19 protein-coding genes and 1 pseudogene are annotated in these 25,662 nt (G+C 69.5%); 10 read left to right on the plus strand and 10 right to left on the minus strand.

Features of this window, described 5'->3' with window-relative positions; genetic code table 11:
- The gene (locus OG558_RS34895) at positions 1 to 1,767 is read right to left on the minus strand and encodes a M1 family metallopeptidase (protein WP_405066795.1); all 1,767 of its coding nucleotides are present in this window, start codon (positions 1,765 to 1,767) and stop codon (positions 1 to 3) included.
- Between the two features lie 154 nt (positions 1,768 to 1,921).
- Between OG558_RS34895 and OG558_RS34900 the strand changes: the two genes are divergently transcribed.
- Positions 1,922 to 3,484, plus strand: coding sequence for an adenylate/guanylate cyclase domain-containing protein (locus tag OG558_RS34900; protein WP_405066796.1), 1,563 nt, complete (start codon positions 1,922 to 1,924; stop codon positions 3,482 to 3,484).
- Here the strand turns inward: OG558_RS34900 and OG558_RS34905 are convergent.
- From OG558_RS34905 to OG558_RS34915, 3 genes are read right to left on the minus strand one after another with little or no spacing between them, the layout of a single operon-like run.
- Complete coding sequence (locus tag OG558_RS34905; protein WP_405066797.1) at positions 3,429 to 4,169, minus strand: TioE family transcriptional regulator; 741 nt, start codon at positions 4,167 to 4,169, stop codon at positions 3,429 to 3,431. The genes OG558_RS34900 and OG558_RS34905 overlap by 56 nt on opposite strands.
- An 18-nt stretch (positions 4,170 to 4,187) precedes the next feature.
- On the minus strand, positions 4,188 to 4,934 hold the full coding sequence (locus OG558_RS34910; protein WP_405066798.1) for an SDR family oxidoreductase: 747 nt from the start codon (positions 4,932 to 4,934) through the stop codon (positions 4,188 to 4,190).
- A gap of 12 nt (positions 4,935 to 4,946) precedes the next feature.
- Complete coding sequence (locus OG558_RS34915) at positions 4,947 to 5,738, minus strand: GNAT family N-acetyltransferase (RefSeq protein ID WP_405066799.1); 792 nt, start codon at positions 5,736 to 5,738, stop codon at positions 4,947 to 4,949.
- Positions 5,739 to 5,846: 108 nt separating this feature from the next.
- On the opposite strand from OG558_RS34915, the gene OG558_RS34920 reads away from it, so the two are divergent.
- Complete coding sequence (locus tag OG558_RS34920; protein ID WP_405066800.1) at positions 5,847 to 6,638, plus strand: ArsR/SmtB family transcription factor; 792 nt, start codon at positions 5,847 to 5,849, stop codon at positions 6,636 to 6,638.
- Here OG558_RS34920 and OG558_RS34925 read toward each other — a convergent pair whose 3' ends face one another.
- The 3 genes from OG558_RS34925 to OG558_RS34935 all read right to left on the minus strand — a co-directional run bounded on the left by OG558_RS34925 (position 6,639) and on the right by OG558_RS34935 (position 12,520).
- Entirely contained in the window at positions 6,639 to 8,768 is a 2,130-nt protein-coding gene (locus tag OG558_RS34925; protein ID WP_405066801.1) for a RecQ family ATP-dependent DNA helicase, read from the minus strand.
- A 1,947-nt stretch (positions 8,769 to 10,715) separates the two neighbouring features.
- Positions 10,716 to 11,195 carry a redox-sensitive transcriptional activator SoxR gene (soxR, locus tag OG558_RS34930; RefSeq protein WP_328520696.1) on the minus strand — a complete coding sequence of 160 codons (480 nt, stop codon included), beginning with the start codon at positions 11,193 to 11,195 and terminating at the stop codon, positions 10,716 to 10,718.
- A 50-nt stretch (positions 11,196 to 11,245) separates the two neighbouring features.
- Positions 11,246 to 12,520: an MFS transporter gene (locus OG558_RS34935; RefSeq protein ID WP_329476955.1), complete on the minus strand. Its 1,275-nt coding sequence runs from the start codon at positions 12,518 to 12,520 to the stop codon at positions 11,246 to 11,248.
- 71 nt (positions 12,521 to 12,591) lie between these two features.
- On the opposite strand from OG558_RS34935, the gene OG558_RS34940 reads away from it, so the two are divergent.
- Positions 12,592 to 13,590: a helix-turn-helix domain-containing protein gene (locus tag OG558_RS34940; protein WP_329476953.1), complete on the plus strand. Its 999-nt coding sequence runs from the start codon at positions 12,592 to 12,594 to the stop codon at positions 13,588 to 13,590.
- 3 nt (positions 13,591 to 13,593) lie between these two features.
- On the opposite strand, the gene OG558_RS34945 is transcribed toward OG558_RS34940, so the two are convergent.
- Positions 13,594 to 14,721, minus strand: a complete 1,128-nt coding sequence (locus OG558_RS34945; protein WP_405066802.1) for a M24 family metallopeptidase — start codon at positions 14,719 to 14,721, stop codon at positions 13,594 to 13,596.
- A gap of 76 nt (positions 14,722 to 14,797) precedes the next feature.
- Between OG558_RS34945 and OG558_RS34950 the strand changes: the two genes are divergently transcribed.
- The 4 genes and pseudogenes from OG558_RS34950 to OG558_RS34965 all read left to right on the plus strand — a co-directional run bounded on the left by OG558_RS34950 (position 14,798) and on the right by OG558_RS34965 (position 18,092).
- The gene (locus OG558_RS34950) at positions 14,798 to 15,592 is read left to right on the plus strand and encodes an alpha/beta fold hydrolase (RefSeq protein WP_405066803.1); all 795 of its coding nucleotides are present in this window, start codon (positions 14,798 to 14,800) and stop codon (positions 15,590 to 15,592) included.
- Between the two features lie 10 nt (positions 15,593 to 15,602).
- Positions 15,603 to 15,995, plus strand: a pseudogene (locus OG558_RS34955) (SDR family NAD(P)-dependent oxidoreductase); the annotation flags it as partial.
- Between the two features lie 82 nt (positions 15,996 to 16,077).
- Positions 16,078 to 16,491: an SDR family NAD(P)-dependent oxidoreductase gene (locus OG558_RS34960; protein WP_405066804.1), complete on the plus strand. Its 414-nt coding sequence runs from the start codon at positions 16,078 to 16,080 to the stop codon at positions 16,489 to 16,491.
- A complete protein-coding gene (locus tag OG558_RS34965; protein ID WP_405066805.1) occupies positions 16,488 to 18,092 on the plus strand; it encodes an AMP-binding protein in 1,605 nt (534 codons plus the stop codon). Before OG558_RS34960 ends, OG558_RS34965 begins: the two co-directional genes overlap by 4 nt.
- On the opposite strand, the gene OG558_RS34970 is transcribed toward OG558_RS34965, so the two are convergent.
- Complete coding sequence (locus OG558_RS34970; RefSeq protein ID WP_405066806.1) at positions 18,079 to 18,930, minus strand: LLM class flavin-dependent oxidoreductase; 852 nt, start codon at positions 18,928 to 18,930, stop codon at positions 18,079 to 18,081. The two genes, OG558_RS34965 and OG558_RS34970, sit on opposite strands and share 14 nt — an antisense overlap.
- Positions 18,931 to 19,175: 245 nt before the next feature.
- Here OG558_RS34970 and OG558_RS34975 point away from each other — a divergent pair, with 245 nt between their 5' ends.
- From OG558_RS34975 to hrpA, 3 genes are all read left to right on the plus strand, one after another.
- Positions 19,176 to 19,583, plus strand: a complete 408-nt coding sequence (locus tag OG558_RS34975; protein ID WP_329476939.1) for a universal stress protein — start codon at positions 19,176 to 19,178, stop codon at positions 19,581 to 19,583.
- A 79-nt stretch (positions 19,584 to 19,662) separates the two neighbouring features.
- Positions 19,663 to 20,532 carry an LLM class flavin-dependent oxidoreductase gene (locus OG558_RS34980; RefSeq protein ID WP_405066807.1) on the plus strand — a complete coding sequence of 290 codons (870 nt, stop codon included), beginning with the start codon at positions 19,663 to 19,665 and terminating at the stop codon, positions 20,530 to 20,532.
- Between the two features lie 43 nt (positions 20,533 to 20,575).
- Entirely contained in the window at positions 20,576 to 24,670 is a 4,095-nt protein-coding gene (hrpA, locus tag OG558_RS34985) for an ATP-dependent RNA helicase HrpA (protein WP_405066808.1), read from the plus strand.
- On the opposite strand, the gene OG558_RS34990 is transcribed toward hrpA, so the two are convergent.
- Positions 24,667 to 25,608 (minus strand): helix-turn-helix transcriptional regulator, encoded by a 942-nt coding sequence (locus tag OG558_RS34990; protein ID WP_405066809.1) that lies wholly within the window; start codon positions 25,606 to 25,608, stop codon positions 24,667 to 24,669. The two genes, hrpA and OG558_RS34990, sit on opposite strands and share 4 nt — an antisense overlap.
- Positions 25,609 to 25,662 lie beyond the last annotated feature (54 nt).

Raw genomic sequence — 25,662 nt, forward strand, 5'->3', positions numbered from 1 at the left:
CTACTGGCCGAGGATCTTTTGGACTGCGGCTGTTGTGATCGGGTGGTAGCCGGGGCGGGCCTTGGCGAAGACTTCGGCGGCGAAGGCTCGGTCCGTGCCGGCCAGGGCCTGGTAGACGGGCAGGACCAGCTTCATCCGGCCGACCTTGGTGAGGAATTCGGCCAGTTCGGCGTACGACGCCTCGTAGCTGCTGGCGGCAACGATCTGGTACCACCGCCGGGCGATCTCGCCGTTCGCCGTGCCGGTCAGGCCGAACGCGCGATCGAGCTGCTGCAAGAGCAGCGGGCTGAGTACGTCGGGGGCCGCGTCGAGGAACCGCAGCCACTCCTGCGTGGTCCACCGCTCCGCTCCGGCCGGGAGCTCGCCTGTCGTCAGCCACCGGTCCCGGGCCTCGTCGACTGCCTGGAAGCGCTCCGACACCGCCCGGCGGGCAAACGACGGGATCCCCGGCTCGTTCAGCCACGCCGAGATCTCGGCCTCAGTCACGACCCCCGGGTGCGGTTCGAGCAGGTGCTCCTGCAGGTGCGCGACGAAGTCGTCGCTGTTGATGCTGCGGAACGCGTACCGGTCGAAGTACCCGCCCAGGAACGGGTCGAACACCTCGCGCGAGAACCGCTCCTCCAGCCACGACAGGAACCACGAGCCCTTGAGCGGCCCGGTCGACGTCGTCCCGTGGTACTCCGAGTGGTGGTTCAATCCTGGCAGCTCGACGGCCAGCTCGGCCGGGGTCAGCGGGTCCAGCTTCACGACCGTGGCGTGCTGCTTGATCGCCGTCTCCATCTCCGCGAACTCGGCGCCGTAGACCGCCTCGACGATCCGGTTCTCGACGTACGACGTGAAGCCCTCGTTCAGCCAGATGTCGTCCCAGCTGTCCTGGGTGACCAGGTTGCCCGACCAGCTGTGCGCGAGTTCGTGCGCGACCACGCTGACCAGAGACTTGTCCCCGATCACCACGGTCGGCGTCGCGAACGTCATCCGTGGGTTCTCCATCCCGCCGTACGGGAAGGACGGCGGCAGCACGAGCAGGTCGTAGCGACCCCAGCGGTACGGGCCGAAGAGCTCCTCGGTGACCCGCATCATCTCTTCGGTGTCGGCGAACTCAGTCGCCGCCCGCCGCGCCATCTCCGGCTCGGCCCACACCCCGGACCGCTCGCCGATCGGCTCGAACACCAGGTCGCCCGCGGCGATGGCCAGCAGGTACGACGGGATCGGCTCGGGCATCACCACGTCGTACGAGCCGGTGCGGCGCGACGTCGTACCGTTGTCGGCGCTCATCAGCACCATCAGCTCGGGCGGAGCGGTGACGTGGGCGGAGTAGCTGAACCGCACACTCGGAGTGTCCTGCACCGGCACCCAGCTCCGGGCGTGGATCGCCTGCGACTGGCTGAACATGAACGGCATCACGCCACCCGCCGTCATCGCCGGCTCCAGCCACTGCAGACCGGTTGCGGTCGGTGCGGTCCGGTAGCTGACCCGCACGCGCTCATGCTGAGCGGTGCGAATGGTCAGCGCCGAGCCGAGCTCCTTGTCCGGCACCGCCAGGCTGTACTCCAGCGCTTCCCAGCCGTCGCCGGTCGCGCCCTCGACCGCGACCACGGTCAGGTCGCGGGTGTCGAGAACGAGCCGGTCACCAGTGCCCGTCCAGGCCAGCGTGTGCGTGGCGCTGCCGGCCAGGACCTTCGCAGCGAAGTCCAGCTCGAGGTCGAGCTCGAGATGGGTGGTCCGAACCAGGGCAGGTTCGGCGTAGGAGTGGCGATCGTGCGTCACGGATTACTCCCCGAGTCAGGTGTCCGGGGAACAGTACCCACGCCACAGCCCGATCAGGCGGCCATTCTGAGCCAGCCGCACCATGGTGCCAAAACCCTGGTTTGATCCTGACGCCGGTTGCGAAAACCGGGATGTCTCCTAGCAGACTGTAACCATGATGTCGCAGGGAAGTCCCGAACTGACGCTGAAGAGGCGGCCGTTCGGATCATGGCTGCTGGGGCCCGCCGACCAAAGCACGCGGCTGCTGCGCTTCCGGCTGCAGGCGCTGATGACGACGTTCTCGATCGGGACCAACCTGATCGGTGCCCTGGTCGTCTTCGTGCTCGCCGTGTTCGTGCTGCCCGGCCCGCCCCTGCTCGACCACCTGAAGCTGTTCAAGGCGATCGCCATCCCGGCGTACTTCCTGATCGCGATCGCGGTCGGTTGCATCTGGAGCACGTGGCTGACCCGGCGCGTGACCCGCTGGGTGGACGAGGAGCGGCCGGCCACCCGCGCGGAGCAGATCGCGACCCTTCAGCTGCCGCTGCGACTCACGCTGATCGAGGTTCTGCTCTGGCTGGTGGCCGGGGTGATCTTCACCGTGATGACGCTCGTGCTCCAGCCGGAGAACGCCCTGCGGATCGCGGTCACCGTCTTCGACGGCATGATCATCACCTGCGCGGTCTCGTACCTGCTGACCGAGTTCGCGCTCCGGCCGGTCGCGGCCCGGGCGCTGGTCGACTCACCGCCGCCGCGCCGGCTGCTCGCGGCCGGCCTGAAGGCTCGGACGGTGTTCTTCTGGGCGGTGGGGTCCGGTGTGCCGGTGGCCGGGCTGATGCTGGCCGCCGTACTCGCGCTGATCGAGAAGGACGTCTCCTCGACCCGGCTCTCGGTCGTGATCCTGGCGCTGGGCATTGTGGCGCTCGGCAACGGCTGGCTGCTGACGATGCTGTCGGCCCGGTCGGTGGTCGCGCCGGTTCGCTCGGTGCGGACAGCCTTGAGTCTGATCGGTGAAGGGCGGCTCGACGTCAGCATCCCGGTCTTCGACGGCACCGAGCTCGGATCGCTGCAGGCAGGGTTCAACCGGATGGCGGAGGGACTGCGCGACCGGGAGCGGATCCGCGACCTGTTCGGGCGGTACGTCGGTCCTGGCGTCGTGGAGGAGGCGCTCACCAGTGACCAGCTCGGTGGCGAGGAGCGGTTCGTCGCGGTGCTCTTCGTCGACCTGGTCGGGTCGACCGAGCTCGCGGCGGACCGGCCGCCGACCGAGGTGGTCCACCTGCTGAACCGCTTCTTCGAGATCGTGGTCGACGAGGTGGATCGGCAGGGCGGGTTCGTGAACAAGTTCGCCGGCGATGCCGCGCTGGCGATCTTCGGCGCGCCGGCCGAGCTGCCGGACGCGGCCGGGAGCGCGCTGAGCGCAGGTCGCGAGCTGGCCCGGCGGCTGACCGAGGAGTTGCCGGAGGCAACGGCCGGGATCGGCGTGACGGCTGGGATCGTGGTGGCCGGCACGGTCGGCGACGTACGGCGGCACGAGTACACGGTGATCGGCGATCCGGTGAACGAGGCGGCTCGCCTGAGCGAGCTGGCCAAGTCGACGCCGGGCCGGCTGATCGCGTCGATGAGCGCGGTCGACGAATCGGCGCCTGCGGAGGCCGATCACTGGCAGCCGACCGACCGGGTCACTGTCCGCGGCCGCTCCGCGCCGACCCAGCTGGCGATCCCTGCTCCTCGGTGATCAGCTCGTGCAGCAGGGCCGCGCCGTGCAGCATCGCCTTGGTCTGGCGGTCGTGGGCGGCCCGTCGTTCCGCGATCGCCTCCCGCAACGCCTCGGTGCTCCCGGTACGCCGCAGTCCGTCGATCACCGGCTTGATCTGCTCGAAGTAGTACCGCCCTTGGCGCAGCATGTGGATGACCCGCGCGTCCCGCACCTGCTCCGGACCATACCGCCGGTACTTCGTCCCCGGCTCCCGCGTAGGTGCCAGCAAGCCCGCAGCCTCCCAGACCCGCAGAGCCGAGGTGCGGACGCCCAGCCGATGCGCGAGCTCCCCCACCAGCAGTGAAGGCCCGGTCACCGGTGACTCCTCGACGTACTCCGCAGCCATCGCACCGAGCGCCTCACTCGCGGCATCGGTGGCCAGCCGTTGCTCATGCAGCGCGGCATGGGCTGCGTCGACGAGCCGGTAGGCCAGCGCCTCGTCGCCCGTGAGCACGGCGCGCATGATCTCCGTTGCGGTCTCCGCCCCGAACCCCGGCGCCAGTGCCCGATAGGTCAGCAACGCGGACAGATGTTCCGGCCCGTACTGCCGGTACCCGGTATCGGATCGCGGTGCCGGCGGCAGGATCCCGGCCGCCTCGTAGTTCCGGACGAGTTGCGTCGAGACGCCGGCTCGCCGCGCCAGATCAACCGGGCGTAGTCCCATCTCGTCTCTCCCTCGGAACTAGCGCCCGCCGGAGACGTCGATGGTGGTACCCGTCATGTACGACGAGCGGTCGGAGGCGAGGAACACGATCACCTCGGCGACCTCTCCCGGCTTCCCGGGACGGGCCAGTGGTGGCGTCGTACCGATGCGCTCGAGCCGGCCCGGTTCGTGGATGTCGGTCTCGATCAGGCCAGGGCGGACGCCGAGCACGCGGACGCCCTCCTTGGCGACCTCGTTGGCCAGTCCGGTGGTGAGCGCGTCGACCGCGGCCTTGCTCGCGGCATAGTCGACGTACTCGCCGGCTGACCCGAGCACGGCTGCCCGCGACGAGACGTTGACGATCACTCCGCCGGAACCGCCGTACGCCGTGGACATCCGACGCACTGCGGCACCTGCGACCAGGAACGCGCTGACGGAGTTGATCCGGAACACGCGGTCGAGCCGCTCGGCGTCGTACTCGGCGACCCGGCCGCGCGGGGACACGATGCCGGCATTGTTGATCACGGCACCGATCGGCCCGAGCTCGGCGGTGACGGTGTCGAAGAGCCGCTCGATCTGGTCGGCCTCGACCACATCGGCCTGGACGGCGATCGCCCGCCGGCCGACCCCCTCGCACGCCTTCACCACACGCGCGGCCGCGTCCTCGCGGGTCCGGTAGTTGACGCCGACGTCCCATCCGTCCGCCGCGAGCGCGATCGCCGACGCCGCACCGATCCCTCGACTCCCACCGGTGACCAGGACAACCCCACGCCGTACATCAGTCATGCCCTCACCCTGTCACGCCGGCGGCAGCGAGAACTGCAACTGGGTCTCCGAGTCGGTGAATCCGAGCGCGCGGTAGATCCGGATCGCGAGGTACTCCGGGTCCGCGACCATCACCAGCGTCCGCGCCCCACCGTCGGTCAGGCCGTACGTCGACGCACGGTGGACCAGCGTGCTCGCCAGCCCGCGGCCGCGATCCTCCGGTGCGGTCTGCACGGTCTGGAACCGTGCCAGCCCCTTCCCGTCGAACATCAACCCGAGCGAGCTCTGCAACCGGCCCCCGTCGAACGCCCCGAACCACTTCCCGTGTCCAGCCTCGACCAGAGCGCGATTCGCGACCAGCTTCCGCCGGGTGAACTGCTCGTACCCCTCGTCGACCGTCATGTCCGCGGTCGCCAGGCTCAGCTGAACTAGCTGCTCCCAGTCGTCGTCGCTGCCCAGCAAGCGGTACGTCGACTCCTCATTGGGCCGGCCTGGTGGGACGACCTCGCTCGCGGTCATCACCACGCTCCGCTCGACCGTGAAGCCGGCCGCGGTCAGCTCGTCCTCGGCGCCGATCTGGCCGTCCACGCTGTCGATGCCCAGGGCAACATGTTTCGCGGCCGGGAACTCCTGGTGGAAGGAGTCCAGGCGCGTCTTCGTGTCACCGGGCGCGAACGGGGTGCGGTAGAGCAGGAAGTTCCCCCACCAAAAACCCGGGTTGTCCGGCGTCCGCACCACGACGTACTCGCCGGCGTCGTGGAAGACGCTTCCGCTCAGCTCCAGCAGCAACAGGTCGGTCCGATAACCGAGGCTCGTGATCTCCACAGGGCCATCCTCCTGCCCTCGTCAATCTCATTCCGGATTGACATGCAGCCGTTCGGCTGCCTATGGTCTTTATGCAGCCAGGCGGCTGCATGAACTGATCGGAGCGTGATGGACGACGAGGTGTTCCGCGCCCTGGCCGACCCGAACCGCCGGCAACTGCTCGACATGCTGAACGCGCGCAACGGGCAGACACTGCGCGAGCTCTGCGCCGGCCTGGAGATGGCCCGGCAGTCGGTGAGCAAGCATCTCGCCGTACTGGAGGCCGCGAACCTCGTCACCACCGTGTGGCGCGGCCGGGAGAAGCTGCACCACCTCAACGCCGAGCCGATCAACGCCATCGCGGACCGCTGGATCAACCGGTACGACCGCCGGCGGGTCGAGCTGTTCGCCGATCTCAAAACGGCTTTGGAGGCCGAAACCATGAGCGACAACGACTTCGTCTACACCACGTACATCAAGACCACGCCGGAGCGGCTGTGGCGGGCGCTGACCGACCCGAAGTTCACCGAGCAGTACTGGCACGTCCAGCACGAGACCGACTGGAAGGTCGGCTCGGAGATGGTGTGGCACCTGGGCGACGTCGCGATGGCCGGGCCGGGACAGGTGGTGCTCGAGCACGACCCGTACACGCGGCTGTCCTTCACCTGGCACCACATCACGCCGGAGTTCGCGAAGGCGGTCGAGATGGACGACGACCTCTACCAGAAGACCAGCCGCGAACCACTCTCGAAGGCCACCTTCGAGCTCGAGCCGGTCGACGACCAGGTCAAACTGACTGTCATCCACACCGGCTTCGAACCAGGCAGCGCCATCCGCGCCATGATCGAGGACGGCTGGACCCGCCTGATCTCCGACCTGAAGTCGTTCGCCGAGACCAGCCCTGAACTGGCAGCCGGCTGACTACGGACGTTTGTGGATGAGGAGCGGAAGGACTGCTGCGGCGCCCGCCTCGCGGAGTTTGGCGGCGGCCACGGTGATGGGCCATTGGGATGAGGTGGCGTCGACGAGCAGGAGGACGGTGCGAGCGGTGACGGCTTGGGCGGTGGTGCCGTCGACCTGGAGGCCGTCGCGCCAGACCTTGGCCTCCTCTGCGGATGACAGGTCGTCGGTGAACCCGCTGCGGTCGACCGTCAGCTCTGCCTGGTCCAGGCGACCGACGGCGGCAACGTGCTCGGCGATCGCGACAGTCAGCTGACGGTGGCCTGCGGTGGGTAGCGCGACGACCACCTCCGGGCGACTTGACCACGAGCCGCGCCAGCGGGACAGGGCCGCGACAGCACCGGCCTTCAGCGCTTCGAGTGCTTCGGCGGGCGGTTCGGCGTCGGTGAAGGTGGCGCGGACGACCTCGCGCCATTCGGGAGCATCGGCATAGATCAGGCTCCGGCCCGGCTCGGCGCCCAGCTCCGCGGGGATGCGGCCCTTCGCACCGAACGCGCCACCTGGCCACATCTTCCGCGGCTCCAGCACGTGCACCTCGCCGCGCAGCAACCGCGTGATCGTCGCCACGGTCTCCGCCTCCGGCCGCTCCCCCAGCGGATCGGGCAACTCCCCCAGGCACACCGAACACCGCCCGCACGCCTCGGCCGACGGATCGTCCAGCGACTCCTGCAGAAGTTGCATCAGGCAACGATCACCACGCGTGTACGCACGCATGATGTCCGCCTCGCGCCGCCGGACGGCAACGATCCCGTCGTAGTGAGCGGCGTCGAACGTCCACTCCGCCCCGGTCCGCACCCAGCCCCGCTCGACCCGGTCGACGACGCCGTCCACCGCCAACTGCTTCAGCATCAGCTCAACGCGAGTACGACGCAGTCCCGTCTCGGCCTCGAGCGCCGGAACGGTCGCGGGCTGATCCGGTCCGTACCCGTCCAAGCCGCGCAGCAGACGCTGCACGTTCTCCGGGATCGGAATCGTCGCCGTCGCGAAGTAGTCCCACACACCGGCATCCGCATCGGACGGCAGCAACGCCACCACCGCATGATCGATCCCGCGCCCCGCACGACCGACCTGCTGGTAATACGAGACTGGCGACGGCGGCGACCCGACGTGCACGACGAACCCGAGATCGGGCTTGTCGTACCCCATGCCCAACGCCGACGTAGCGATCAGCGCCTTCAACTGATTGGCGCGCAGCGCGTCCTCGAGGCTCTCGCGCTCCCCCGCCTCCAACCCACCCGTGTACGCCGCAACCGGTACGTCGCGACCGTGGACCTCCTGAATCACCGCGGCCAGCCGCTGCGCGTCGGCGACCGTCAGCGTGTAGACGATGCCCGAGCCCGGCAGCTTCGGCAGATATTCGACCACCCACGCGAACCGATCCAGCGGCGACAACGCATCGACCACCGCCAGTTGCAGACTCGATCGCGCCAACGGACCCCGCAGTACGAGCGTCGACTCGCCCAGCTGATGCGCGACGTCCTCGGTCACCCGCGCATTCGCCGTCGCGGTGGTCGCGAGGACCGGAGTCTTCGGGTTCAGCTGCTGCAGTACGTCGGAGACCCGCCGATAGTCCGGCCGGAAGTCGTGACCCCAGTCGGACACCGCGTGTGCCTCGTCGATCACCAACAGCCCGATCTGCCCGGCCAGCCCGTCGAGCACGCGCCGCCCGAAGCCGGGGTTGGCCAGCCGCTCCGGTGAGACCAGCAGGACGTCGATCGCCCCGGAGCGCAGATCGTTCTCGATACTGGACCACTCGTCGATGTTGTTCGAGTTCAACGTGGCCGCGCGCAGACCGGCCCGGCTCGCGGCCGCGACCTGATCGCGCATCAACGACAGCAACGGCGATACGACCAGGGTCGGACCGGCGCCCTCGGCCCGTCTGATCGCGGTCGCCGCCCAGTACACCGCCGACTTGCCCCAACCGGTCGCCTGCACTACGAGCACTCGCGCGGCCGGCTCGCAGAGGGCCGCGACCGCGGTCTCCTGATCCGCCCGCAGCCGCGCGCTCTCCCCCGCGATCGCCTGGATCACACCGCCGGCGATCTTGGCGCGCTCGTCGGTCAGAGTCAGCGTCGCGTTGGTCTCAGCCATGCCAAGACCCTAGACGCCCCCACCTACACTTCGCTGGCTCCAACCGTCGACCTGTGGAAAACCCGCCTCCCTGGACCCGCCGGCTGCGGCGACGGCGACGGCGACGGGCCCGTGATCCCCCCGCCCGCTGTGGGACGGATATCCCCACGATTGGAGAGTTCTCGCCTGGTGTACCAACAGAGAACCCGCAACCCGAGGGGATATCCGGCTGGCTCTTCTGCTTTATGTGTGGGTGATGTGACGGGCCTTGAACTGGTGCACGCGGTGGCGTGGTGAGTTGTGTGGGCCGTCGAGGAAGGCGAGCACGCTGCTCGGGACAGCGGTGTGCCGGGCTGTGCAGCTGCCCGCTAGCCGGTTGCGTGGCGGCTGGCCGGTTGCGGTAAGTCATCGGTGAGAGCACCGGGCAGACCGACATCCGGCCGCTCAAGGCCCAGGGGACAGGTTCGCCGGACCGGCCGTCGCGTTGCTTGTCCGGCGTTCGGCAACCCGCCCCGAGTGGTCGGCGACCCCGGCTTGGGCTTTTGGTGGGTTGACGTCCCATGTGGTGGGTTGGCGTACGGGATTCCGGGGCGCCAACCCGCCATCTCGGACGTCAACCCACCAAAGGGGACGCTCGGGACAGGTCCGCGCCGACACACAGCACCGGGCGGAGACCGGAACCGCCGGGCTGGGGCCGGCAGGGTGGTGCCGGCGGGGTGGGGCCGCCGGGGTGGGGCCGGCGGCGGGGTGGGGCCGGAAGCACCGTGGGTTGGGACAAGGAATTGCGGCTCTTGTGTCGTTTCCGTGGGTGAGCGGTCCTTGCGGTGTCGGTGTCGGTGTCGGTCTGGCGGGATCGTTGCTGGTGCGGACCTGAGGCACTCACCAACCCCACCGTCGGGTCATCACCGGCGCAGGTCTGAGCGTGACCGGCCAGGGCGGTGTCTGCTTGGTGAGTGACACAGATCCGCGCCACGGACCCGGCCAACCTCCGTGCCCTGGTCGGGTCCGTGCCATCCAGTCCCTTACCCCGCGCCGTCCTCGGCCCGGGGTGGATCGGAGCTGTGGACGACCAACGCACTGACCAGACGAGCAACTCGTCCGCACCACTTGGTCCGCCGAGCGCCGAGCTGCAACTCGACAGCACCACTCGGTGCGGCGCCCGTTCGAGCCGACGGCGAGGATCGTCTTTGTGCACCAGATCCGTACGCCGAGGCCGTCGCCGTACGGATCTGGTGCACAAAGTGACCGCGATCCCGGACCCCCAGTCCGCGTCGGACCAGGTCGGCGGACCGGGTCGGCGGACTAGGTCGGCGGACCGGGTCGGCGGGGACGCGTGGCGCCGGGCTGTCGTGCAGCCGGCGGGGTGGTGGTCCCCTGGGATGGGGTTGGGCCAGCGGCTGACCAACTGCCGGGGCCTGGGACACGTACTGGCGGGTCGGGACACGTTATTGCCTGTCTCGGCCCGCGACGACCTGTCCCAGGTCACCAAACGTGAACCGATCCGCGCACAACAAGTCCGCCGGAACCGCCCGGCCCAGCCTCGCCACACCCTCCACCCCGGCCCAGCCTCGCCACACCCTCCACCCCGGCCCAGCCTCGCCACACCCTCCACCCCGGCCCAGCCTCGCCACACCCTCCACCCCGGCCCAGCCTCGCCACACCCTCCACCCCGGCCCAGCCTCGCCACACCCTCCACCCCGGCCCAGCCTCGCCACACCCTCCACCCCGGCCCAGCCTCGCCACACCCTCCACCCCGGCCCAGCCTCGCCACACCCTCGACCCCGGCCCAGCCTCGCCACACCCTCCACCCCGGCCCAGCCTCGCCACACCCTCCACCCCGGCCCACCCCGGACATCGCCCCCTATCCCGAACCAGCACACCCCGCTGACGATCACCCCACACATCCAGCTGGAGAGCAGGATCCCCCCTCGAACGGGGGTAGGCGGCAGGCGGGCGGTGCGGCTGGGCTCAGGCGCACTTGCCGGGATGGCATGGTTCGCCCTCGGCGGTTACCAGTCGCTGCGGACCCGGACCCTTCGCGGCCAAGGCGTCGTACGGATTGGCGAGGGCGCAGCGGTCGAGGGAGAGGCAGCCGCAGCCGACGCAGTCCTTGAAGTCGTCGCGCAACTGCTCCAGGTGCAGGATCCGGCGATCGAGCTCGGCCTGCCAGCACTCGGAGATGCGCTCCCAGTCCGCGCGCGTCGGCGTCCGGTTGTCCGGCAGCAAGGCAAGGATCGCGGCCACCTCCGCGAGCGGGATCCCGACCCGCTGCGCGATCCGGATCAACGCCACGCGGCGGAGGGTGTCCCGCCGGTACCTGCGCTGGTTGCCCGACGTACGACGGCTCACGATCAGGTTCTGGCGCTCGTAGAAGTGCAGAGCCGAGATCGCCACGCCGCTGCGCTGCGACAACTGCCCGACTGTCAGCTCACCCGGCTCGATGTCCATCGTCCATCCCTCCAACCTCAACCTAGATCGAGGCTAGCGGACAGACGGTCTCAAGCGGTCACGAGGCGGCGACCGATGCTCGCGGACATCAGCGCCGCGGCCGCGCACAATCCGCCGGCCAGATACCAGGCCAGGTTGTAGCTGCCCTGGGCATCCCGGATCCAACCGGCACCCGTTGCGGCCAGCGCGGCACCGATCTGGTGCGATGCGAACACCCAGCCGAACACGATCGGCCCGTCCACTCCGAACCACTCCCGGCACAGCGCCACGGTCGGCGGAACGGTCGCGACCCAGTCCAGCCCGTAGAAGATGATGAACACCCAGACACTCGGCTGGGCGGTCGGACCGAGCAGCGAGGGCAGCACCAGCAGCGAAAGCCCACGCAGCGAGTAGTAGGCGATGAGCAGGTACCGCGGATCCCACCGGTCGGTCAGCCAGCCGGACGCGATCGTCCCCCCGACATCGAACACACCCACCAGCGCCAGCAACGACGCCGCGGTCGTGGCCGGCATGCCATGGTCGTGCGCAGCCGTGACGAAGTGCGTGCCGATCAGTCCGTTGGTCGACGCACCACAGATCGCGAAACCACCGGCAAGCAACCAGAACGCAGGCCGACGCATGGCCGTCTGCAACGCCTTGAGCGCCCGTACCGCACTACTGCCGGTCGACTCGACCCGCAGTCCGGCCGTGCTGCCCTCGGGAGCGCCGTACGCGCGCAGTCCGACATCGCTCGGGTAGTCCCGCAAGAAGAACAGAACCAGCGGTACGACGGCCAGCGCAGAGCCGGCCGCAACCAGCGCCGGGACACGCCAGCCGTAATGGCCCGCCAGACTCGCGATGAGCGGCAGGAAGATGAGCTGCCCGGTCGCACCGGCGGCCGTCAGCACCCCGGTGACCAGACCGCGACGGCGGACGAACCAACGACCGGAGATCGTCGCGACGAACACCATGGACATCGACCCGGTGCCGATGCCGACCAGCAGACCCCAGCAGAGCAGCAGCTGCCAGGAGGCGGTCATGAACACGGTCAGCCCGCTGCCAAGCGCGATCAGTACGAGCGCCCCACTGACCACCTGACGCAGGCCCAGCCGGTCCATCAGCGCGGCCGCGAACGGTGACATCAGGCCGTAGAGCAGCAGGTTGATGGACACCGCCGACGAGATCGTCGCATGCGACCACCCGAACTCGTCGTGCAGCGGATCCAGCAGCACCCCGGGCACCGACCGGAAGCCGGCCGCACCGATCAGCGTCACGAACCCCACGGCGGCGACTGCCCAGGCCAGATGGACCCGGGCAGCCTTCTTCGTCTCCAGAATCTGCGTCACCCGGCCAAGTCTGCCGGTTCGACCGCCGTCGAACTAGTGGCCAGAATGCCAGCATGTGTCAAGATGTGGCCATGACTCCAGTTCGCGGCAAGCGGCACCTCTCCGCGGTCGGCCCGCACCGGATCGCCGTCCTGGCTCTTGCGCCGGTCGTCGGGTTCGACCTGACGATCCCGCCGACGGTCTTCGGGGCGGCCACGCAGGCGGACGGCACCCCGCTGTACGACGTCCGCATCTGCGGACTGGAGATCGCGCCGATCCGGGCGAGCGCCGGTTTCAGCCTGATCCCGGACTACGGCCCCGAGGCACTGGCCGACGCGGACACCGTGATCATCCCGGGCACGTACATCGCGCAGCCGCGCTATGAGGGCACCCTGCCTGACGACCTGGCCGACGCGCTAGCGACCATCCGGCCGGGCACGCGGATCGCATCGATCTGCACCGGCGCGTTCGTCCTCGGTGCGGCCGGACTGCTCGACGATCGGCCCGCGACCACGCACTGGCAGCGGGCCGAGCTTTTCCGCAGCGTCTACCCGCAGGTGCAGCTCGACGAGGACCGGCTGTTCATCGACGACGGCGACATCCTCACGTCCGCCGGCCTCGCGGCGGGCGTGGACCTCTGCCTCCATCTGATCCGCCGCGACTTCGGCAGTGAGGTGGCGAACCGGGCCGCGCGGCATTGCGTCGTACCGCCGTGGCGGGACGGTGGTCAGTCGCAGTTCATCGAGCGCGTCGTACCGGAGGAAGGCAGCGAAGGGACCGCGCCGACGCGCGCGTGGGCGCTCGAGCGGCTCGGCCGGGCGCTCAGCCTGCCGGCGATGGCCGCTCATGCGCAGATGAGCGTGCGCACCTTCAGCCGGCGCTTCAAGGCCGAGACCGGGCAGTCCCCGGGCACCTGGCTGCTGCAGCAACGCGTGCGCCACGCATGCCACCTGCTGGAGACGACCGACCTGACCGTGGATCGCGTCGCCGAGTCGGCCGGCCTCGGTACCGCGGCTTCCCTGCGTCATCACCTCCGTTCCGAGCTCGGGGTGTCTCCCCTCACCTACCGCAAGACCTTCCGCGCGGGCTGAGCCTCAGAGCACGACCAGCTCGTGCGGCTGGTTGTTCATCGACTCGACGCCGTCCGCGGTGACCACCACGATGTCCTCGATCCGCGCACCCCAGCGCCCCGGCTGGTAGATGCCCGGCTCGATGCTGAACGCCATCCCCGGCTCCAGCGGCAACCCGTTCCCACTGACAATGTATGGCTCTTCGTGCACGTCGAGCCCGATCCCATGTCCCGTCCTGTGGATAAACAGGTCGCCGAATCCGGCCGCCACGATGACCTCCCGCGCCGCAGCATCGACCGACTCCGCCGAGACGCCGGGCCGCACGGCGTCCACCGCCGCCTGCTGCGCCTGCTGTAGTACGGCGTACGTCGCGGCGACATCCGCGTCCCGGGGTTGGCCGACGGCGTACGTCCGGGTCGAGTCCGAGTTGTAGCCCTCGGCAACTGGTCCACCGATGTCGACGACCACCACGTCGCCTGCCTCGATCACCCGGTCGGACACGGCGTGGTGCGGGCTTGCGCCGTTCTGTCCGCTACCGACGATGACGAAGTCGGCCAGGATGTGGCCCTCCTCGACGATCGCAGCCGCGATGTCGGCGCCGACCTCCGCCTCGGTCCGGCCTGGTCGCAGCCACTCGCCGACCCGCGCGTGCACCCGGTCGATCGCCGCCCCGGCCTTCCGCAGCGCTTCGATCTCGGCCGCGTCCTTGCGCATCCGCAGCTCACGCACGATCGGCCCGGCCAGCACTTGCTCGGCCTTGGGCATCGCATCCCGTAGCGCGAGCACATGCAACGCCGGAGTGAAATCGCTGACCGCGACCAGATCCACGCCGCGCAGCCGATCCGCCGCAACGCCGTACGGGTCGTCGCCGTCCACCCAGGTGACGACCTCGACGCCCAGTTCGTCCAGTGGCGAGCCGGCGAATCCAGGCGCCTCCAGCTTCGGTACGACGAGCGCGACCGGGCCGTCGGCCGGGATCACCAGCGCGGTCAGCCGCTCGAACGAGCCACCGGCCTGACCGATCAGGTAGCGCAGATCGGACCCCGGCGCGATCAGCAGACCGGTGCCGGCGGCCGCTTCGCGGGCGCGTTCCAGGCGGGCATGAAGGATGGAAGCTTCGGGTGCGGGACCTTGAGGTGTGCGACTCGACATGAGGCGACTCTAAGACTGTCGGTGGCGGTTGCTAAAACTTGTCCGCTCGCATCGAGCTCGGCGAAAGGTAACCACGATGACACTGCACCACGTGTCGTACGGCGACGGCGTTCCAGTCCTGGCGCTGCACGGCTGGACCCCTGACCACCGCTTGATGACCGGATGCCTGGAGCCGATCTTCGCCGAACTGCCCGGATACCGGCGGCTCTACCCCGACCTGCCCGGCATGGGCCAGAGCCCGGCCGGCGACATCGACAGCTCCGACGGCATCCAGGCCGCCGTCCGGGCGTTCATCGACGAGCAGATCGGCACCGAGCCGTTCATCGTGATCGGCGAGTCGTACGGCGGCTACCTCGCCCGCGGCCTGGTCGCGGAGCGGCCAGAGCAGATCCTCGGCCTCGGCCTGGTCTGCCCGGTCGGCAAGCTGGTCCACAGCGAGCGGACCGTGCCCGAACACGTCGTCCTGCGCACCGAGCCGGGCGTCGTCGAGTCCCTGACCGAGGGCGAGGACTTCACCGATCTCGCCGTGGTCCAGACGGCGGCCGCCCTGGCGGCGTACCGCTCCGACGTGGCGCCCGGCCTCGCCGTCGCCGACACCGAGGCGCTCGACCGCATCCAGCGGAACTGGGCGTTGTCGATCGGGCCTGAGAGCGGACCTGTCTACGCCGGACCGACACTGATCGTCTGCGGCAGACAAGACGCCGTGACCGGGTACGCGGATCAGTTCGCGCTGCTCCCGCACTACCCTCGCGCCACCTTCGCGGCTCTCGACGTCGCCGGGCACAACCTGCAACTCGAGCAGCCCGAGTTGTTCGGCGCGCTGATCCGCGAATGGCTGCAGCGCCTGCCATCCGCGGCTACCAGCGGGTAATGTCAGCCGCATGGTGACTGGGAAGCGTCCGATCGGGTGGTCGTTGCTTGTCGCGTTGACCAATGGGCGGGCAGGGATCGCCGACGACCGGCTGGCCGCGGCCGTTCGCGACCAGGTGGTCCTGGTGACCGGTGCGTCGTACGGGATCGGCGAGGCGACCGCGCAGCGGCTTGCCCGGGCCGGGGCGACCGTGCTGCTCGTGGCGCGGACGGCGGATCAGTTGGAGGTTGTGGCGGGCGAGATCCGGGCCTCCGGCGGTACGGCGTTCGTCTACCAGGCGAACTTGGCCGATCCGGTGGCCGTCGAGGAGCTGGCTCGCACGGTGCTGGCCGAGCACGGCCGTGTCGACGTACTGGTCAGCAACGCGGGCAAGTCGATCCGCCGGTCGGTCGCGGACTCGTACCAGCGCTTCCACGACATCGAGCGGACGAACGCGGTCAACTACCTCGGCCCGGCCAAGCTCGTGCTCGGAGTTGCTCCCGTCGATGCGCGAGCGCGGCTCCGGGCACATCGTCAACGTCTCGACCGCGGGCGTGCGGACCCCACCGATGGCGCGGTGGTCGGCGTACCTGGCGTCGAAGAGTGCGTTCGATGTCTGGCTGCGCTGTGTCGCGCAGGAGATCCGCGGCGACGGCGTGACCACGTCGACCGTCTACATGGGCCTCGTGCACACCCGGATGAGCGAGCCGACCCCCTTGCTGAACAAGATGCCCGGGCTCACTCCGGAACAGGCCGCCGATCAGGTCTGTACGGCGGTCGCGGAACGGCCGCACAACATCACTCCCCCGATGGTCCGCCCGGCCGATGCCCTGGGCAACCTGTTGCGCGTTCCGACGGACCGCTTGCTCGAGCAGTACTTCCGTCGTACCGGAGGCGGGACCAAGCGGGGTAAGCCATGAGGAAGCCCCGCCCGATCGCGCCGATGCGTCCGCCGGAGTGGCTGATCCAGGGAGCGGCAGAGGTCGGCGGGCTGTCGGTTGCGCTGATCAAGTCCGGCCTGTGGCGCTCGGCCCGGCCGTCGCAGCTGATCGGCATCGAGCGAGCGCTGCGCGCCTGGGGTCAGTCGATGGCCGCGCTCGGCGCCATCGCGGCGATCCGCTATCCCGAACGCGCCGCGGTCATCGACGAGGCCGGCGAGATCACCTACGCCGAGCTCGACCGGCGCTGTGAGCGGATCGCGGCCGGTCTGCACGACCGGCACGGAATCGTTGCCGGTGGCAAGGTCGCCGTGCTGTGCCGGAATCACCGCGGGTTCATCGAGGCGACGCTGGCCGCCTCCCGGATCGGCGCGGACGTGCTCTTCGTGAACACCGAGTTCGCTCCCCCGCAACTGCAGGCGGTGCTCGAGCGACACCGGCCGGATCTGCTCATCCACGACGCCGAGTTCACACCGCCCGCGGGCGTCCCGGCGGTCCGCTCGGATCTCGACGACCTGGCTGGGTCGACGGCCGCCGCCGTACCGTCGCCGGACTCCCCGGGCCACATCACGATCCTGACCTCGGGCACCACGGGTACGCCGAAGGCCGCGCCGCGGGTGCCGACCGCACTGGGGCTTGCCGGGTTGACCGGGAGCGCGCTCAATCGGTTCGGTCTCCGGTCGGGTGAGCCGATCGTCATCTGTCCGCCGCTGTTCCACGGACTCGGCCTGCTCACGTCGATGCTCGCGCTGTTTCTTGGCTCACCGCTCGTGCTGCGGCCGCGGTTCGACCCGGCTGCGGTACTCGCGGATGCCGACCGGACCCGGGCCGGCACGATCCTCGCCGTACCGGTGATGCTGCGGCGGATGCTCGACCTCGGGCCGGCGGAGATCGCGACGTACGACCTACGGGCGCTGCGGGTTGTGATCTCCGGGGCGTCCGCGCTGGGCGCGCCACTGGCGGAGCGGTTCATCGAACGGTTCGGACCGGTGTTGTGCGATGCGTACGGGTCGAGCGAGGTCGGGATCGCCACCATCGCGACGTCGGCCGATCTGATCGCGGCGCCCGGGACCGTCGGGCGGCCGTGTCTCGGCAGCTCGATCCGGATCCTCGACGACCAGGACCGGCCGGTGCCGACCGGCGAGACCGGGCGGATCTTCGCGGGCGGTGGATTGGTGTTCGGCGGGTACTCCGACGGCTCGAGCAAGACGGTGGTCGACGGGCGGATGAGCACCGGTGATCTCGGCCACCTGGACCAGGCCGGGCGGCTGTTCGTCGACGGCCGCGAGGACGACATGATCGTCTCCGGCGGCGAGAACGTGTACCCGGTCGAGGTCGAGCAATGCCTGGCCGCCCACCCCGCGGTCGCGGAGGCGGTCGTCACCGGGGTCCCCGACGACGAATTCGGTCAGCGCCTGGTCGCGTACGTCGTACTCCACGAGCCGGTCACCGAGGACGACCTCATCGCCCACGTCCGCGCCAACCTGGCCCGCTTCAAGACTCCCCGCCAGATCGTCATCCTCGACGACTTCCCCCGCAACGCCACCGGCAAGGTCCTCCGCAACAAACTCAGCCCGCCGTGAACAGGCTGCGGAAGCGGGTCATCCGGTCCAGGGCGTCGTGTTCGTCGCCGAAGGAGACGGCCACGGTCTCCGCTCCGGCGTCGGTGAGCTCGTAGGCCAGCTCGACGACCGGGCCTGGATCTCCGCCGGACCAGTCCAGCCGAGTACCAACCCGCACGGGCCGCGCTGCGTCAACCCGGGCCGGCTCCACTCCGCCGCGCCCTGCGAACTCTTCGCTCGGAGTCGCGGACTCCTCGCGGAGCACGCGAAGGCGGGTTACGGCGGTGGCGAAGGCTGTGGCGTCCAGGCCGAGGCCCTGCCATTCGTCGCCGTAGCGGGCGGCTCGGCGGAGGGCGGCTTTCGTCGTACCGCCGATCATGATCGGAAGGGGGGCGCGGAGCTTCGGCTCGAAGACACCGCCGCGGTCCCTGCCGGCGAACAGGTCGCGGATGATCGCGAGGGACTCGTCCGTGCGGCGGCCGCGGTCCTCGAACGTCGCTCCGACGCTGGCGAACTCGGTCGCGTCCCAGCCGGCGCCGATGCCGAGGACGAGGCGCTCCCCGGACAGCCGGTGAAGCGTCGCGGCCTGCTTGGCGACGACGTACGGGCTGCGCATCGGCAGCACGAGTACGGACGTGCCGAAGCGGATCCGGGTCGTGCGCGCGGCCAGGTAGCCGATGGTCACGAGTGGCTCGTAGACCCCGCCGTACGTCGAGCCGAACTCGCCCGGCGGCAGCAGATGATCCGGCAACCACGCCGTGCCGTAGCCGAGTTCCTCCGCGGCTACGGCGAGCTCGACCAACCGTTCGGGAGCCATGGCCGCCGACTCGTCCGGCAGGACCACCTGCAGTTCCACCATGCGCACGACCCTAAGCCAGGGGCACCTGCACGACGATCGCGGGACCGCCCAGCGGGGGACCACCGGGTGACGCGAGTGCGCTTTCTCGCCCGGGCCGGACTTGTGCCACTCATCAACGCACGTGTCCGACCGCTGCCGACCGGTGGCCGAACGTGAGCTGCCCGGCGCTCGGTTGTTTGGCTGTGAGTGGTACAGGTCCGGCGTGGAGGGGTGAGTGGCTTGGAGACTGATGGGAGAGTGAGGGCGTGAAGATCCTGGTCGGTTACGTGCCAACTCCCGAGGGCGAGGCCGCGTTGACGGCCGCGGCCGCTGAGGCGGAAATGCGGGGGGCGTCCGTCCTGCTGCTCAACACCAGTCGCGGTGACTCGTACGTCGACACCCGCTACGCCAACGCCGACGAGCTGGCCGCCGCCGAAGCCAGGCTGCGAGAGCTGGGCGTCGAGGTGGCGATCCAGCAGGCCGTCACCAGTGGCGACGTAGCCGGCGAACTCCTCAAGGCGGCCGCCGCCGAGGACGTCGGCCTGATCGTCCTCGGCCTCCGCCGCCGCAGCCCCGTCGGCAAACTCATCCTCGGCAGCACCGCCCAAAGAGTCCTCCTGGAGTCCCCCGTGCCGGTCCTCGCAGTCAAGTCCTCGTCCCGGCACGACGACTGACGCAAACCGCGGTAATCGGCTCCGACCAGTGGGTGGAGAGGGCGCTGTCGGTGTGCCCTCGGTCGGAAAGGATGCGCTGATGGCCTACCCCCAGGTGGGAGTCGGACTGCCGATCATCGGGCCGGAGGCGAGTCCGGCGGCGATCGCGGACATCGCGGTGACGGCGGAGCAAGTTGGCTTCGCCGCGGTGTCGGTGTTCGAGCGGTTGCTGTTGCCGGCGGCGCCGGATTGGGTGAACCACGCCGGCTTGCCGGAGTATCCGGCGTACGACGCGTCGGAGACGTTGACGTACGTCGCGGCGCGGACCGAGCGGGTGCGATTGCATACGGCGGTGCTGATGCCGTTGTTCCAGCAGCCGGTGGTGCTGGCGCGGCGGGTCGCGACGATCGACCACTTCTCGGGCGGCCGGATGGATCTCGGCATCGGGCTCGGCTGGCTACCGGAGGAGTTCGTCGCGACCGGCGTCCCCGATCACGGGCGGGTGGCGGCGTACGAGGAGGCGGTCGCGGTACTGCGGGCGTGCTGGGGACCTGATCCGGTCGAGCTCGCCGGTCAGCACTTCACCGTCCCGCCGGCGAAGATCGGGCCCAAACCACTGGCACCGCTCACCCTGTACGGCGGTGGTGTCACGCGATCCGCGATCGAACGGGCCGCCCGGATCGCCGACGGGCTCACACTGGCCCACCGCGACTGGGAGTCCACCCGCGTGGCCATCGGCTGGTACCACGACGCCGGCGGCTCCGGCCCGATCATCCTCCGCGCCGGCCCGCTGAAACCGCACCCGATGCTCAACGGCCCACTGACCTTCACCCCGGCGGCGATCCTCGACGACCTCCAACTGGCGGCCGAGTCCGGCATCAGCCGCGTCGACTGGGATCTGAACATCGTCGAGACCCCGATCGCCGACCAGCTCGCGGCCTTCAAGGCGCTGGCAGGGCGCCTTTGGTAATCCGGGTGAGTGGCTGTGCCCGGCCGCCTAAACTGGACGGGTTATGCCTGATGCCCGGACCGAGTCGTCGAGTCCTTCCCCAGCCACCGGTCCCGTCCAGGACCCCGCCGTACGTCGTCGGCCTCGTCGCCGGCGTGGTTCGAAGGCGGGTGCGCCGAGAGCCGGGCGGACCGAAGCCACCGACAACCCGGCCGCTGAGGACGGGCTGTCGCTGGCTGAGGTGGTGGCTCGGCTCGATGGGCTGACCACCTACGACCGGGAGCAGCTCGGGCGGCGGCTCGAGCGGGTGCGGACGACCAAGGACGCGCGGAAGCGGGCCGAGGCGCTCCAGGGTGTGATCGGCGCGGTCGAGCAGGCCGAGCGGCGGGTCGAGGTACGGCGGACGGCCGTGCCGGAGATCACGTATCCGCCGGAGTTGCCGGTCAGTCAGCTGAAGGACGAGATCGCGGCGGCGATCCGGGATCACCAGGTCGTGGTGGTCGCGGGTGAGACCGGGTCCGGAAAGACGACGCAGATTCCGAAGATCTGTCTCGAGCTCGGCCGCGGTGTGCAGGGCATGATCGGGCATACGCAGCCGCGGCGGCTCGCGGCCCGGACGGTGGCGGAGCGGATCGCGGAGGAGCTCGGCACCGAGCTGGGTGAGACGATCGGCTTCGCGGTCCGGTTCACCGACAAGGTCAGCGACCGTTCGCTGGTCAAGCTGATGACCGACGGCATCCTGCTCAACGAGCTGCAGCGCGATCGCGACCTGACCCGCTACGACACGCTCATCATCGACGAGGCGCATGAGCGCAGCCTGAACATCGACTTCATCCTCGGTTACCTCAAGCGGCTCCTCCCCCGCCGCCCCGACCTCAAGGTGATCATCACCTCGGCGACCATCGACCCCGAGCGGTTCGCCGAGCACTTCGCGGACAGCCAGGGCACGCCGGCGCCGATCGTCGAGGTCTCCGGCCGGACCTATCCGGTCGAGGTGCGCTACCGCCCGATCAACGACCCGGACGACCCGAGCACGATCGACCGCGACCAGACCCAGGCGATCCTGGACGCCGTCGACGAACTCTCCGTCGAGGCGTCCGGCGACGTACTGGTCTTCCTGAGCGGTGAGCGGGAGATCCGCGACACTGCGGACGCGCTGAACGACAAGTTCGCCCACCAGCGCGGCCGACCGGGCGCGGTCGAGGTCCTGCCGCTGTACGCGCGGCTCTCGAACGCCGAACAGCACCGCGTCTTCCAATCGCACTCGAACCGCAGGATCGTCCTCGCCACCAACGTGGCCGAGACCTCGCTGACCGTGCCCGGTATCAAGTACGTGATCGACCCGGGTACGGCGCGGATCTCGCGCTACAGCCACCGCACCAAGGTCCAGCACCTGCCGATCGAGCCCGTCTCACAGGCCAGCGCCAACCAGCGCAAGGGCCGCAGCGGCCGGACCAGCGACGGTATCTGCATCCGGTTGTACTCCGAGGAGGACTTCGAGAACCGGCCGGAGTTCACCGATCCGGAGATCCTGCGCACCAACCTCGCGTCCGTCATCCTGCAGATGACCTCGATCGGCCTCGGCGACATCGCGGCGTTCCCGTTCATCGACGAGCCGGACAAGCGCAGCATCACCGACGGCCTGCAACTGCTCACCGAGCTCGGCGCGATCGAGCCCGCGAAGGCGTCCGAGCGGCACCGCCGGCTCACCCCGATCGGCCGCCAGCTCGCCCAGATCCCGCTCGACCCACGGCTCGCCCGGATGATCGTCGAAGCCGACAAGAACGGCTGCGTCCGCGAGGTGATGGTGATCGCCGCCGCGCTCTCCATCCAGGATCCGCGCGAACGCCCGACCGAGGCCGAGGCGCAGGCCCAGCAGGCACACGCCCGGTTCCGCGACCCGAACAGCGACTTCCTCGGGTTCCTGAACCTCTGGAACTACCTGAAGAAGCAGCAGAAGGAGCTCTCCGGCAACCAGTTCCGCCGGATGTGCCGCAGCGAGTACCTCAACTACCTCCGCGTCCGCGAGTGGCAGGACATCTTCGCCCAGCTCCGTCAGGTCGCCGCACAGATCGGCGTGACGCTCAACAGCGGTGAACCCGCCGACCCGCAGAGTGTGCACGTCTCGCTGATGTCCGGACTGCTGAGTCACCTCGGCATGAAGGATCCGGCCAACCAGCACCAGTACATCGGTGCCCGCGGCACCAAGTTCGCGATCTTCCCCGGCTCCGGCCTGTTCAAGAAGCCGCCGCAGTTCGTGATGGCCGCCGAGCTGGTCGAGACGTCGCGGCTGTGGGCGCGGGTGAACGCGAAGATCGAGCCGGAGTGGGCCGAGGACCTCGCCCAGCATCTGATCAAACGCACGTACTCCGAGCCGCACTGGGAACGAAAGGCCGGCGCCGTCATGGCCTACGAGAAGGTCACGCTGTACGGCGTACCGATCGTGGCCCGGCGCAAGGTCAACTACGGCAAGGTCGACCCGGAGGTCTCGCGCGAGCTGTTCATCCGGCACGCGCTGGTCGAGGGCGACTGGGACACGCACCACAAGTTCTTCCACGAGAACCGCAAATTGATCGAGGAAGTCGAGGAGCTCGAGGAACGGACCCGGCGCCGCGACCTGCTCGTCGACGACGAGACGCTGTTCGCCTTCTACGACGAACGCATCGGCGCCGAGGTCGTCACCGGCACGCACTTCGACACCTGGTGGAAGAAGGCCCGCCAGCGTGACCCGGACCTGCTCGACTTCGAGCGGTCGCTGGTGGTCCGCGAGGGCGCCGAGGTGAAGGCGGAGGAGTTCCCGCTGCACTGGACGCAGAACGGGATGACCTTCGACCTCACCTACGCCTTCGAGCCCGGCACCGACGCGGACGGCGTGACCGTGCACATCCCGCTGCTGGTGCTGAACCAGGTCACCGCGGACGGGTTCGAGTGGAGCGTGCCCGGATTCCGCGAGGAGCTCGTCACCACCCTGATCAAGTCCTTGCCGAAGGCAATCAGGCGGAACATCGTGCCCGCCCCGGACCATGCCCGGCAGGTCCTCCCCCACCTCGACCCGTCCTCCGGTCCGCTCACCGACGCGCTCGCCCGCGAACTGCGGGAGCTGCGCGGTGTGGTGATCGAGACCGCCGACTGGGACTGGTCCCGGGTGCCCGAGCACCTGCGGATGACGTTCCGGGTGGTGGACGACAAGGGCAAGACCGTGGCCGAGAGCAAGGATCTCGCCAAGCTCAAGGAACGCCTCAAGCCGAAGACCACGGCCGCCATCTCCAAGGTCGCCTCAAAGGCCGTCAGCGGGCTGGAGAAGTCCGGGCTGACCGACTGGACCTTCGGCGACCTGCCGCGGAGCTTCTCCGAACACCGCAACGGCCTGACTGTGGCCGGCTACCCCGCCTTGGTCGACGAAGGCAAGAGCGTCGCGATCCGGCTGCAGGAGACCGAACGCGACCAGGCTGCCGCGATGTGGAACGGCACCCGCCGGCTTCTGCTGCTGACGATGCCGTCCGTGATCGACGTCGTCCAGCGGAATCTGACCAACCAGCAGAAGATGACGCTGATGGCAGGACCACACCGCAACGTCGGTGAACTGCTCGACGACGCGATCGCGGCGGCTGTCGACCAGTTGATGGCCGACGCACATGGCCCGGCGTGGAATCTGACCGCCTTCTCCGTACTGCGCGACGCCGTACGGTCGGAGCTTGCGGACACGGTTCTGACGATCCTGCGCCAGGTCGAGCAGGTACTGGCACATGCGCGGACTGTGGACAAGCAGATCTCCCGCGCATCGAGCCCGGCCCTTCTCGCGGCGCTGTCCGATGTCCGCGGCCAACTCGAAGCGCTCGTCCACCCTGGCTTCATCACCGAGACCGGGGCCAAGCGCCTTCTGGATCTGGTCCGCTACCTGCGTGGCATGGAGCAACGCCTGGACAAGATCGGCGCCAATGCGATGCGCGACCGCTCCGGCATGGCCATCGTGCAGAACCTCACCGACGAGTACGAGAAGCATCTCCGAGCCGTGCCCACCGGCAAGTACCCGAGCCCTGAACTCCTCGAGGTCCGCTGGATGCTCGAGGAGCTCCGCATCAGCCTCTTCGCCCAGACCCTCGGCACGCCGTACCCGGTCTCCGAGAAGCGGATCCGGAAGGCGCTCGCGGAGAGCTAGGAATCGAGCAAACGCCGGCCGTGGTCGTGGACGGCGGCGCGTAGCTCGGGTGGGTCCAGGATCTCGAAAGGCCAGTAGATCCGGGCGACCTGGGCAACCAACGGGCCTAGCTCGTTGGCGGCGATGCGGACTTCGCAGGTGGTCGCGTCGATCGGCTCGACCACCCCTTGGCTCGGCGGAATCATCCTGGTCACCGTGGCCGCATCCGCGTGGACGCGGATCCGGGCGACGATGTCCCAGGGAGCCACTCCGGTGCCTTCGGCAACGAGTGCGACCGGATCGGGCGGGTCGTCGAAGTGGTAGCGCGAGCCGGTGAGCACGGGGGCCGCGATGCGGTCGACGCGGAAGGTGCGCCAGGCCTGCCGATCGCGGTCGCGGGCGACGAGGTACCAGCGCCGGCCGGTGTGCACGATCTGCAGCGGCTCGACGGTGCGCTCGGACTCGGTGCCGTCGTGGGTGCGGTAGCGGAACCGGATCCCTTCCACATCGCGGCACCCGGCGGCCAGTGTGACCAGCACCTCGCCGTCGACGGTCGGCAGGTCGCCCTGCGGCAACTGGGTCGTGTGCGCGCCGATCGCGGCGACCTGCGCGCGCAAACGAGTGGGCAGCACCTGATGCAGTTTGGCCAGCGCGGAGATCGCCGCCTCCTCCACCCCCGACACCGTCGTGGTCGTCGCGACGCGCAGGCCGACCGCGATCGCCACCGCTTCCTCGTCGTCGAGCAGCAGCGGCGGCAGCCGGCCGCCGGGACCGAGGCGGTAACCACCACCGATCCCGGCCTCGGCGTCGACCGGGTAGCCGAGTGATCTCAGCCGGGCGACATCACGCCGTACGGTGCGAGGCGTGACGTCGAGCCTGGCCGCCAGGTCGGCGCCGTCCCACTGCGGGCGCGACTGGAGCAGCGACAGCAGGCGGAGCAACCGGGCCGCGGTATCCATGGTCCGACCATTCTGCCTCGACCTGCGGACCGATCCTGTCCGCAGGTCGTTCTA

The sequence above is a fragment of the Kribbella sp. NBC_01510 genome (assembly GCF_045040325.1).
Classification (GTDB): Bacteria; Actinomycetota; Actinomycetes; order Propionibacteriales; family Kribbellaceae; genus Kribbella.

Excerpts from the sequence above, each read along its gene's own strand:
- OG558_RS34960 (WP_405066804.1), top strand. The coding sequence starts at position 16,078 with ATGCGCGAGCGCGGCTCCGGGCACATCGTCAACGTCTCGACCGCGGGC.
- OG558_RS34925 (WP_405066801.1), bottom strand. The coding sequence starts at position 8,768 with ATGGCTGAGACCAACGCGACGCTGACTCTGACCGACGAGCGCGCCAAG.
- OG558_RS34990 (WP_405066809.1), bottom strand. The coding sequence starts at position 25,608 with ATGGATACCGCGGCCCGGTTGCTCCGCCTGCTGTCGCTGCTCCAGTCG.
- OG558_RS34910 (WP_405066798.1), bottom strand. The coding sequence starts at position 4,934 with ATGACTGATGTACGGCGTGGGGTTGTCCTGGTCACCGGTGGGAGTCGA.
- OG558_RS34970 (WP_405066806.1), bottom strand. The coding sequence starts at position 18,930 with ATGGTGGAACTGCAGGTGGTCCTGCCGGACGAGTCGGCGGCCATGGCT.
- hrpA (WP_405066808.1), top strand. The coding sequence starts at position 20,576 with ATGCCTGATGCCCGGACCGAGTCGTCGAGTCCTTCCCCAGCCACCGGT.
- OG558_RS34950 (WP_405066803.1), top strand. The coding sequence starts at position 14,798 with ATGACACTGCACCACGTGTCGTACGGCGACGGCGTTCCAGTCCTGGCG.
- soxR (WP_328520696.1), bottom strand. The coding sequence starts at position 11,195 with ATGGACATCGAGCCGGGTGAGCTGACAGTCGGGCAGTTGTCGCAGCGC.
- OG558_RS34945 (WP_405066802.1), bottom strand. The coding sequence starts at position 14,721 with ATGTCGAGTCGCACACCTCAAGGTCCCGCACCCGAAGCTTCCATCCTT.
- OG558_RS34980 (WP_405066807.1), top strand. The coding sequence starts at position 19,663 with ATGGCCTACCCCCAGGTGGGAGTCGGACTGCCGATCATCGGGCCGGAG.
- OG558_RS34940 (WP_329476953.1), top strand. The coding sequence starts at position 12,592 with ATGACTCCAGTTCGCGGCAAGCGGCACCTCTCCGCGGTCGGCCCGCAC.
- OG558_RS34900 (WP_405066796.1), top strand. The coding sequence starts at position 1,922 with ATGATGTCGCAGGGAAGTCCCGAACTGACGCTGAAGAGGCGGCCGTTC.
- OG558_RS34905 (WP_405066797.1), bottom strand. The coding sequence starts at position 4,169 with ATGGGACTACGCCCGGTTGATCTGGCGCGGCGAGCCGGCGTCTCGACG.
- OG558_RS34920 (WP_405066800.1), top strand. The coding sequence starts at position 5,847 with ATGGACGACGAGGTGTTCCGCGCCCTGGCCGACCCGAACCGCCGGCAA.
- OG558_RS34965 (WP_405066805.1), top strand. The coding sequence starts at position 16,488 with ATGAGGAAGCCCCGCCCGATCGCGCCGATGCGTCCGCCGGAGTGGCTG.